The organism is Acidaminobacter hydrogenoformans DSM 2784, from assembly GCF_900103005.1.
GTDB lineage: Bacteria > Bacillota > Clostridia > Peptostreptococcales > Acidaminobacteraceae > Acidaminobacter > Acidaminobacter hydrogenoformans.
On the sequence record NZ_FMWL01000006.1, the window covers coordinates 61,119 to 73,054 of the forward strand.

Sequence of the window (11,936 nt, forward strand, 5' to 3'; positions counted from 1 at the left end):
TTTGTCGTGAAGTTACCCTCTTCAGTCTATTAATACCTAATTTGTTAATTATTAATCAAAGAGGGTGTAAATATTACAGCTTTAACTTTAAAGCCATGCATCACAATACTGAATACTATCTCTATGCGGATAAGGCTTCTTTTCTTTCCTTTAACAGGCTTTGGTTGAGGCTAAAGCCTATCCCCAACAGCGCCCAAAATACCGGCGCAATGGATACAATGGCATCATTGAACAGCCCTGCGCCAAGGTAGCCCACGACGCCAAGGAAGATCCCCACGCCCAGCTGAGCCCTGAAGTCTTCGTAGCTATTCTTGAAGTATAGCTTCATGCTTTGCGCAATATAGAGGCCAAAGATCACAAGCTGTGCCAGGAGGGACAGAACTCCAGTATTAACGGCTGTATGCAGGTACATGTTGTGAGGTTTGTCCGTCACCATACCCGTGGTGCTGTAGGCAATCTGCTTGCCAATGTAATCATCCTGCGGGAAGTAGAGCATATAGGTGTCCGGGCCGTGGCCAATCAGCAGGGTATCCCTCAGCATAGGAATGGTTCTGGACCAGATATAACCCCTTGAGGAGCCCAGACGCTCCTGGCCTACGAAGCCCCATTTTTCTATTGGATTGATTTTTACCGCCACGTCCGCGTGATTGACATAGCGTACTTCGTCTTCCAGGAACAAATATTTCAGCGTGACTCTATGGTAGCGCACCGTCACCATAGGCATCTCTTCCGTGGCCATGGTAATATCGAACTTGAAGTTACTGAAGCGTGGATCATTCAAAGTATATTCTTTTTCGCCCTTCACGGCTTCAAGGACCGTATCCTCTGCGTCCATGAAATAGAGCTGATCGTTGTCAAATTTGATGAACAGCGGGTCTTCCTGGAGCTCCAGCCTCAGCACATTGTCCTCAGAGGTCGCCTGCTGGGCACCATAGAGATTTTCCGCCGGTGCCAGGCTGTTGATCGTCGCTAAGATCCGCTTGTAGATGAGGCCCTCCAGAGCCGTATTCATGGAGGTCACAACGCCGGCTATAATGACTACGACCACAAGTGTAACCTTCCAGCGCTTGAACAGTTCCCGGCGGAACATAATCAGCATGACGACAGCAGCCACAGAAACGCCTATGATGCCTGCCCTGGATCTGGAGCCAAAGAGATTGGCCATGCTCAGAGCGAAGAGCGCCGTCACCAGAAGCTTGTGCCGGAGGTCGTGAATGAAAAAGACCAGGGTTAGAAGCAGCGGCGCCAGGAGCGCAATGAAGCTTCCCATGTAGTTTGAGTTTTGCAGGGTACTGTAGATCTGCGTTTCCGCCATTCTAATGGTGATCTCCGCACCGGATTTCAAGTACTGCATAGGTACAATGAGGGTCTTGCCAATTTCCGTTTTGAACAGGTCCATTTTAAAGAACTGAAAGATGCCTATGGTTCCAACCACAGCAACAGAAAAGTACAGGCCCTTGAGAAGAAGCTTAAGCTGCTTTTCGTCATAGGTATATTTTGAACCTATAAACAGGATGAGCATGTAAGACCACAGGACTAAAGCACCTTCATATCTGCCTCTGAAGCCCCAGAAAGACAGGCTGACGAATTCAGATAACACCGCTGAGAAAAGCACCGTCACCATAAAGACTAAGATGCTCAGGTCCAAAGGCTTTTTCTCATGAGGATTGCCATGGGAGGATCGATCAAAGACAAATACCGCAGTCATCAAGAAGGTGATTGATATCAAAATTCTGCTTTTGTAATAAGAGAAAAAGTCATAGTCGACGTCACTCACCCATGGACTCTCTGCATAGGCGGTGAGGTCAACGACCTTCAGCCGAACAATGATGGGAATGATGGCGAGGATCAAAAATAAAGCGATCATAATCCCTTTACTTGCACCTGGCGTCCTTGGGGTGCGTGAGGTCTTAATTTTATTTTTAGTTTTTGCCGATGGATTTTTGGAGTGTGCTTTTTTCAACGGGTGTTCCCTCCTGATTGTCAAACTGTGAAGATCTACCAATATCTTACCAAACTTATGGCTTCACTGAAATGCTAAGTGGGTTAAAAACAAAGAAAAAAGGTTGAAGCTTTGAGGCAGACCCTCAAAAGCTTCAACCCTCTTAAATTAACTCGATAGAATTATAGATCTTCGCCTTGCTCCAAAGCGTCTGTCTTAGAGAAGCTTTCCAGCATAAGGCCTTCGAGGTCTGCAATGCCAGCTGCTTCGTTGTAGTAGACGTTGGTATTGATTGTGAAGTCGGATTCATCCTCATCAGAGGTCAAGAGAATGCTGCGATCTCCATACTTTGTAGCGGTATCAAGAGTGCCACTGGTTGTGGTGAAGCCGTTTTTGCCGGATGGGGCGAAGGTGCCGCCTTCAAGCTCTTCCGTCAGTACAACCAGAATTTCATCTGAGTTAATAAAGTAAACTTCTTCAACTTCCGGTGGTGCTGCGTCGACAAGGACGTTGTCATATTCTTCAACGACTTCGTTGTACTGATTTTTCGATGATTGATCAATGATCGCAAAAGCAATATCATCACCATCATCCACAGATTTTGCATCTGTATCCACCTTGCTGGCAAGGGTGAAAGTCAGTACGGTATTTCCATCACTATTAACTGAGGAAGAGACTCTCGTTACAGTGAGCTTCTCGTCTGCGTCGTAGCCGTTGTCACCGTTCTCATCCGCATAGACAACAAAGTCTGAGTTATCAATGCTCGTGAGTCGATCTTCGAAAGTAACCTCAACCTTAGTTGAAGATACCAATTCTGCGGATTCTACGCGAACAAGTCCTGCATCATCAATCGTCAATTCATTGACCATAGCTATAGTATAGTTGCCAGCTGCGTCTGCAACTCTTCCAATTTCGAGCTTGTAGCTTTGATCGTCTTGAAGGTCGAGGCTGTCTTCAGGGATCTTTATCTCGACAGCCTTATTGCTTTCAATCATAGTGATCGTAACATCATCAAGCTCTGAAAGGAAATCATCATCCTCAAGCACGTATTTCTCAAGATCATTGACGGCATATTTGCCTGATGTCGCCATAGCTTCACCAAAACGTACGACTATGATTTGAACATCCGCATCCGGATTGTACAGTTTGGCGCTGAAATCAGAAGCAATTGGATCTGTCATATCCGTGACAGTGAACGATCTCGTTACTTTAGTAATTTCATTGCCAGATAAGTCTTCGACATCTTGAACAACAAGCTTGTAAGTGCCAAGAAGTGGTTCATCAAAGCGAAGCGTTACAGTATCCGTATCGTCCCCAGTGCCTCTGACAGCACTGTCGATCATATCCTCAAGCTCTGAGCCAGAGCTGTTTTGAAGAACATAGTTCTCAAGGTCTTCAGCGGAGTCTTCATCTACTGTTTCGCTAAAGATCAGTTCAATCTCTTCTTCGTCAATGACGCTGATGCCAGTAAGCGTTGGCTTTACTTCGTCAGCAGCGACTTTGACAAGGATTGTCAACTTATTGTTTTCATTATCCCAAAGGTCCATAAAGGTATCTGCTAAAACATAGAGATAAGCATTGCCTTCAGGCATCTCATTCGATGCAAAATTAAGCTTCAGTTCTTTTCCGTCAATGTCATCAGCGGAGATTGGCGCAGCGAGATTGCTGCCATTCGTATGATAGATGCTGGAGCTCGCTTCATAATCATCCGTTAAAACAATATCTTCATTGAAGATTAAGGTAACGCCTGTCTTTGATACATCTTTGTAGCCCGAAACCGTTGGCGGCGTCGTATCTACAACAACGCGAACGTCAAAAGTCGTTGCGCTTGTCTTGAATCCAGCGAAGTCTTCGATCCCGCTGCCTACAGCGACTTCGATTGTACCCGCTTCAAGCTCTGCATAAAGCTCCACATTAACTTCTGTGTTATTGTTCATCAGGTTAACGCCTCTGATAAACATGTCCCCATCTTCTACTTCAAAGTCGCTAGCGCTTACGGTTGCAGGATTGACCGGCTCACTAAAGATGACTTTAATGGTTTCTTTGCCAACCACTGCTGCGGATGTCGCAACTGGCGGTTTTGTGTCAAAGAAATTGAAGTCAAAGTCCGCTTCTACAGGAAGGATCTCTTCTTTGATGGTGAGGTTCGCTTGGGCTTGTTGCTCAACCGGCTCTTCGAAAGTAATGGTTACAACCTTATCATTGACCGTGATGTCATCGATCACTACTGGATCATCATTCATATCCAGAAGCTCGTCACCATCCTGGTCTTCGAAAATGTAGTTGTCAACGTTGACAAGCGCATCTTCATCAGCCCAAGTATTAGCGTTGAACTCAACCAGGACCTGAATCAAACCGTTCGCTTTGACGGACTGTATCTTAAGTGGCACGGTGCCCATAATGCCAAGGGTCTCACCAAGGGTTTTAGTCTCGCCCTTCATCTTGGTGTTTAGAGTGCGCATCATAACGCGGAACAAGTCGCCTCTTAAGATATCCTCAGCTGGCTCAACATCAACATCATCAAAAAGGTCGAGCTGGGTTGCTTTTTGGAAAGCGTTTGTCCAAGTAAAGTCCGTATCAGCAATGTAGCCAAGGGTCTTCAGCATGAAGACGGCGGCTTGCTGAGCAGTGTGCTTCATTTCATAGCCAAACTCATTGTTGCCCATGCCGCTGGTCCAGCCGCGCATTTGAGCATAAGCGACATAGCGCTCTGCCCAGTGGTTGTTCCCGTCTGTAAAGGTTGATTTAAGTTTGTAGTTTTCTGCTTCATCAAATTCGCCCAGCATTCTGGCGAGAATGACCATCATCTCCGAACGCGTGAGATACTTGTCTTCCATCAGGTTCCCGTAGGTGTCACCCTTAAGCAAGCCTAAGTCGCGAAGCTCCTCGCCCGCTGTCTTTGTGGCTGCCATGGATGCTGGCATGATGCCAATCAATAGCATCACGACCATGATTAGCGCGATAAATCTCTTCATAATCAAAATTCCTCCTCTTAAATAAGGTTCAATCTAAATAGCTGGTTGTGTAAAGAGAAGACTCGTACTCTTATATTATACCCTTAAAAACAGGGTTATTTCGTCGTTTTGACAAATGATATCGAATTGTAAGACAAGATTAAGAAAACCTTAATAGAACAGTTTTTGATTTTATCCTGCTGGCTGGTCCTGGTAAGTTGGGACGATTGTTCTTAGAATCTGCTTAAGTGCTTGATCACTTTCCTCGTCAATCATATCTTCAAGCTGGTTTAACTGGGTTTTTAGCTGTTCTGGACTAACCGCAAGAGGTCTTCCAATATAAATCTTATCATGACGTGTTTCAAGAAGACCTTCTTCTTTAAGAAGCAGCTCTTCGTAGAGCTTTTCCCCCGGTCTGAGACCTGTAATTTCAATTTCCATATCTTCGTAAGGGATGAAGCCTGAAAGCCGTATAAGGTCCTCTGCCAACGTCAAAATCTTGACAGGTTCACCCATATCCAATATAAAGATCTCGCCGCCCTTCGCCATGGCACCGGCCTGAAGGACCAACTGAGCTGCTTCTGGTATGGTCATGAAGTAACGCGTGATATCCGGATGGGTGACCGTTACCGGGCCACCTGCTTCAATTTGTTGCTTGAACAGCGGTATGACACTGCCATTGCTGCCAAGGACATTCCCAAATCTGACCGCAACAAATTCCGTCTTGCTGACAGGATTCTGGGTCTGAATCAGCATTTCACAGATGCGTTTTGTAGCACCCATGACGTTGGTTGGGTTGACAGCTTTATCTGTTGAGATTTGAACAAAGGTCTCCACGTGATATTGATCTGATAATTCTACAAGATTTTGTGTCCCAAAGACATTATTCTTAATCGCTTCATAAGGGCTTTCTTCCATGAGGGGCACGTGCTTATGGGCCGCAGCATGAAAAATGACTCGAGGCTGATACTGCGCAAAGATTTTCTCAATCCGTTTTCTATCTCTTATAGAGGCAATTAAGACCTCTACGGGGACTGCAATTTTATTTTTATCCGTACTGCGCTTTAACTCATGCTGAATTTGAAAAAGTCCATTTTCATTGATATCAAGGAGAATAAGTTGCTGAGGCTTATATTTCACTATTTGTCTCGCTAACTCTGAACCTATGGATCCGGCGCCGCCGGTAACCATGACGGTCTTACCTGAGAGCAGCGCTTGCAAATCACCAATATCTAGATTAACCTCGTCCCGACCGAGCAGATCTTCGATTTCAATATTTCGAATCTCCGAGATGCTGACCTGACCATTGATGAGCTCATAGACACCAGGCAGTATCTTGAGTTCGCAATCTGTCTTTTTACATTCATGAACGATCGCAGCAATATCTCGCTTAGACGCGGATGGAATCGCAATAATGATTTCATCTATATGCTTACTCTTGGCAGTACGGGATATTTCTTTTGTTCCTGCCCTTACTGTAACACCTTGAATGCTCTTGCCCCACTTCATACTGTCATCATCCATGGCAATAACAGGCTTCATATTAAGATCCCTGTGGCGTTTTAGCTCCTTGATCACCAAGGCCCCAGCATCACCAGCTCCAACGATCATGACGCGTTTCTTAATGGACCGTTTAAAAATACTCCCTTGATTTTTCATCCGCCTCATCATTCTGTAGCTCAACCTGACGCCACCAATAAACATAACGTCAAGAATTGAAACAATGATGTAAATACTCCGAGGGATTCGAGTTTCAAGCAAGAATAAAAACGACAGCATGACTGTATTGGCTACCACTGAAGCAGCGGATATCTTGAGCAACTCTTCAATGGACGCGTATTCCCACAGACTGTTGTATAGACCAAACAGGAAAAGCACCACAATTTTTATAATAATGACGTTAACCAGGAAACGATCTGCCAAATCAAAATATTCTGCTGGAAATGTACCTTCAAAGCGAATGAGAAAGGACAAGAAGAGTGAAAGTACTAGCAGTCCAACATCCACTGCCACTAAATATGCTGTTCTGATTCTGCGTTTCACTTTACCACCTTCTCATAAATCAACTTTTGATGTCTAACCTTTGCTGATCTCGAATATTATAAAATTATCTTAGCTGTTCTTCCAGTAGGCTTTGAAGAGTCCCATGAATACGCCCAGCATCATACCTAATACTAATCCAATGGCCATATTTAAAGCTTTTCTCGGCGCTACAGGACTATCCGGCTGGTATGGTTTTGAGGTAACAAAGACATTTTGTGCCATGACATCCAGCTTGCCATTCAGTAGCTGTGATTCATTTTCTGTAGTAATCAAGCTGTTGTAATTCTCAAGCTCTTTACTCAACTCACCAAGCAATTCATTTTTATTATTAAGGCTTTGTCTCAAATTGATCAGCTCAACCTCAGTATTGACCACTTGAGCCTCCACATTAAAATAGCTGTCATTTTTAATTTCCTCAGTCATAACATCATCAGACAGGCTGGCTAAATCAAGGTTTCTACGGTCTGCGTAGGCTGCTGCTGCAATGGGGTCTGAGGAAAGCATTTTTTGTAGCGTAATAACAGGCTCCAAAGTGCTGAGCAAAACACTTGTTTCTGCCAAAATGGCTTCTTTATATTCAATGGAATTATTTAAGCTTTCAATCTGTGATTGATAATCGAAAATAAAACTCTCCAGAGCTTGTTTCTTATAAGTCAATCTTAAGCTGTCAACGTATTGATTGATTAAGTCGTTATTGATCTGATAGGCCATCTCCGGGTCTTCGTTCTTGACTGTGACTTGAAAACGATTGGCATCCTTATCCTGGGTTATAGTAATCATATTTTTAAAAGATTTGCTTGAAATATCAAAACCATGCTTCGCTATGATGCGGTCAGAAACCTCATTACTATAGATAAACTGTATGTAGTCATTAATGTTTTCTGAAGGGAACGTATAGGTACCATATGGTGTAGAAGTTTCAACAGGCTTCTTAATAATCAAGACACTTGTTGTTTCATATTGAGGACTCGCAATCACAAAGGTATAAATCCCCGTTAAAACAACCGTAACCGCTAAGATAACAGCGATCAGCTTACGCTCACTCCATATGGAAAGAATCAACTCCTTAAGGCTGATCTCATCATAGTCATTATGATTCATTTCATGTCTTTCACTCGAATTCTGCATATCTTCCTCCAGCTTTTCCTTTGGATTTTATTCTAAAACAGCCAATCTGCTTTTAGCACTATTACAGTTTACCATAGTTTAACAGCGCAATACAGCCATTTGCATTCAATTTAATAGTTCTGTTAATTTTAAATCAGGCAACAAAAATGTGAGGGTTACTGATTTCATTAGACATGAAGAAAGACTCTTCAAACGAATTGGGTGTTTGAAGAGTCTGATTTATTTCACTCCGTTCAACAACGGATCGATAAAAGTGTTAACTCTACGCTTGTCGGTTGAATGACTGTCTTAATTCAGATTCAAATTGAATTGAAAACAATTTCACCATCTTCGCTATTTGTACCTGTCACCCAAGCCCGTCTTTTACTCTGACTTTTCTCTACATGCCTTGCAATCACTACATAAAATTATTAACAACTTCCGCAATTTCACTGACGGTGACAGGTACAGGCCATCGACAGGCCATCTTGCGGTTTCTGTTCGTCGGCCCGGGACTTTGCCTCCGGCTTCCTTCAGACTCCACCTCGCGATGGTCGCCCTTGCCTTCAGCTAACGCTTCCTGCTACCGAGCGCGTAGTGGACTTGCACCACCAAGTTATTGCCCATGGGGGGCGCAATACAAAAATGGCCCCTGTCAAATTGACAGAGGCCATTTCTAATACATTTATTCTAAATCTTTCCTCAATTACTTAAGAACAAAAGGTCTAAGCGTAGTTGAAGACTTGAACTCATTATCTGCCATATCAGATACAGCATACTTTTGAGTTACAACCAATCGCTCATCACCATCGAAAGTTTCGCCACTTTCAGCTTCGATTTCAATTGTTACAACATTTGTACCATCGGAATCTACTGAGATCACTTTCGCATCAGCAACAGAGAATGCGAGTCTTGAAAGTGAATCTTGAGCAATATTCTCAGTGAATTCGATTGTAATAGTAGCAAGAGTTATTGATGTATCAGAAGTGTACTGGATCAATACTTTTGCATCGTCTTCATTTGGAGCAGTACCTACATAAAGATCTTCATCTTCATCTGCATCAAATTCAGCAATTTCAGGTGCATATGCGTCGTCAGCTTCCATGTAGTCGCCTGTCTCAAATGCAATCGACTCACCATAGTAGTTTTCAGACTCATTATCTACAATCTTGAGTACAACGAATTCATTAGCAACAACGAGTTTTGCGTTGTAGTCAATATCTTCAACCAATTTTACAGTAACAACTGTATCATTGTCTGAGTTGACTGAAGTACTAATTCTACTATAAGCAAGAGGTGTATCAGTTGTTGTTCCTGCATAGAACTTCAGATCAGCAGCTTTAAAAGTAGTAAGCTTGTCGTCGAAAGTAATAACAACCGTATTTTCACCAGTAACTTCAAAGCTATCTACATAAACGTTGCCAGCAGATTTAAGATCAATTGTTCCTGAAAGAGTAGTGGCTTTATTACCAGCTTCATCAGCAACTCTACCAATTTGCAAGTAATCAGTACCAGCTACAAGATTCACACCATCTTCATCATCTTCTGTGGATGCAATCAAGATTTCAATTGCTTCGCCATTATCAACGAGCTTGATTTCTGGGGTTACATCCAAATCACTGAGCTCGACAAAACCTTCTCCAGCTACATATACCATATACTTTTCGATATTAAGTACAGAGTAAGCGCCTTCTGTGGCCATTTTCTCATCGAAGTCAATTTTGATCATTTGATCGTCATCACCAGGATTGTAGAGTGTAGCAACAAACTCTTCAATAACTGGTGCTGCAAGATCATCCACTGCGAATGTTTTTGTAACTTTTACAATTTCGTTGTTTGAAGTATCTTCGAGGTCTTGAACAGTAATTTTGAATTCTCCAGAAACTTCATCAGCTGGGTCGTCTAAGGTAATAACAATTTCGTCAGTATCAGCTGAGTAGTTTTCCACATCAAAGCCAACTTCATCACCATCTTCATCAACAATCATGAAAGCATCATCATCAATTGTATCGTAAGCGATGTCTTCAGAGAACTCAAGTGTGATTTCAACGTCAACATCATTGTCAGCAAGATCAACGTCAATAGCTTCAAGAACTGGCGCTGTATTGTCAACTGTGATTTCAACTTTAGTTACAATTTTGTTGTTTGCATTTTCCCAGAAATCTTGAACTGCATCAGCTGCGACGTATACATAAGCAGTACCTTCTGGAAGTGGATTATCAGTGAAGTCAAGCGTTAACTCATTGCCATCAATAACGAATGGTACGAAATCCGCATCATCAGCAAGAGCTTCTGCATTACCAACTACGTTGTTTGAGTTAGTATGATAGAAGTATTCATAGTCAAAATCGTAGTCATCGTTATCGAAAAGTTCTTCGATATCTTCATTGAAAATGAGTGTTACTTCCTTAGTTTTTGCATCAGTGTAACCAGTTACCACTGGCGCATCATTATCCTCAACAACATCAATTTCGAATACTGTTTTGACAACGTTGAAGCCAGCAAAATCTTCCATACCACTAACTTCAATAGTAATCTTGCCTTCTTCTAATTCAGAGTAAAGAACAACATTTGCTTCAGTATTATTGTTGACAAGATACGCATCTTCAATAATATAATCGCCATCTTCTACTTCAAAGTCATCATCAGAAACACTTACAACTGGCTCACTGAAGTAAACTTTGATTGTATCATTACCAATAACTTCTGCTTTTGTTGCTTTTGGAATCGTAATGTCGCCAAATTCGAAAACATCACTTACATAGTCATCAATTGAAAGCTCTTCATCAGCGCTTTTAACACCATCGATTTCTAAGATAGCTTCGTCTTGTTGATCGATTTCGTAATCGGAATCAACTTCAAGAGCACCAATCATAGTAATGACGACAGTTTTTTCGTCGCTTTGAAGTGAGAAAGCAGCTTCTTCCCACTCAGCATCTGTGAAGATGTCATCGCCGTCTTCATCAGTCAAAATGTAGTTCTCAAAATCTTCAGCAGATTCCTCATCAACAGGCATGTTGAACTTAACTTCTACTTGTACGAGGTTAAGAGCCTTAACAGAAACAACCTCAAGCTCCGTAACTTCCATGTAGCCAAGCTTAATCCCGAGAAGCTCGGAACCATCTTTAACTTCAGTGTTAAGAGCAGTTACCATCATAGTGAAGAGATCACCACGAAGGATAGGGCTTTTTTCAGCAGTGTCTACGCCAGCAAAGAGGCCTTTAGCTGTAGCGAACTCAACTGCGTTATCCCAGTTGAAGTCAACGTCAGCTTCGTAGCCAAGAGCCTTAAGCAGGAATACCGCAGCTTCTTGAGCAGTTACGTTGCCTGCTGGGTTGAACATGTTAGCGCCAACGCCTGCAGTCCACTCGTTCATTTCAGCGTAAGCAACCCATGGAACTGCCCAACCGAAACTTGCGAGGTCAGTGAAAGTTGATGGAAGTGCGAAAGCTTCAGCTTCTGCGCCTTTACCCATCATTCTAGCCAATACTACCATCATTTCTGCGCGGTTCAAGTTTTGATCTTCATTGAGGTCACCAGTTTCGTCACCTACAATGATACCGTATCCCTTAAGCATTTCGCCAGCGGTGTGACCGTCAGCAAAGCCCATTGGGATCATCCCTAACACTAACACGAGTGCCAGGACGAGAGAAAGTACTCTCTTCATCTGCAAATTCCTCCCTTATAATGAGTGTGTGAAGGGTATTGTACTGCGTCTTCAGCCTTACCCTTCTCAGAGGCTGTCGACTAGTTCACCTGATGCAGAGTTTATTGAAACTCCACCTTCTGCAACAGATTATACCATTTGGAAGGATGTGGAGCAACCGACCAAATGTTTTGTAACACAACTGTAAAATGAGCTGTTACAAAGCTCTACACGGTTAATTATA

5 protein-coding genes are annotated in these 11,936 nt (G+C 42.9%); all 5 read right to left on the reverse strand.

Translation table 11 applies throughout. The annotated features are described in order from the left end of the window. Positions 1-121: 121 nt before the first annotated feature. Positions 122-1,963 (reverse strand): O-antigen ligase family protein, encoded by a 1,842-nt coding sequence (locus tag BLP63_RS07720; RefSeq protein WP_092590341.1) that lies wholly within the window; start codon positions 1,961-1,963, stop codon positions 122-124. Between the two features lie 161 nt (positions 1,964-2,124). Beyond that, a complete protein-coding gene (locus BLP63_RS07725; RefSeq protein ID WP_092590342.1) occupies positions 2,125-4,917 on the reverse strand; it encodes an Ig-like domain-containing protein in 2,793 nt (930 codons plus the stop codon). Between the two features lie 171 nt (positions 4,918-5,088). Further along, positions 5,089-6,939, reverse strand: coding sequence for a polysaccharide biosynthesis protein (locus tag BLP63_RS07730; protein WP_092590343.1), 1,851 nt, complete (start codon positions 6,937-6,939; stop codon positions 5,089-5,091). Positions 6,940-7,008: 69 nt separating this feature from the next. Beyond that, positions 7,009-8,067 carry a Wzz/FepE/Etk N-terminal domain-containing protein gene (locus tag BLP63_RS07735; protein ID WP_092590344.1) on the reverse strand — a complete coding sequence of 353 codons (1,059 nt, stop codon included), beginning with the start codon at positions 8,065-8,067 and terminating at the stop codon, positions 7,009-7,011. A gap of 685 nt (positions 8,068-8,752) precedes the next feature. Next, positions 8,753-11,713: an S-layer homology domain-containing protein gene (locus tag BLP63_RS07740; protein ID WP_092590345.1), complete on the reverse strand. Its 2,961-nt coding sequence runs from the start codon at positions 11,711-11,713 to the stop codon at positions 8,753-8,755. Positions 11,714-11,936 lie beyond the last annotated feature (223 nt).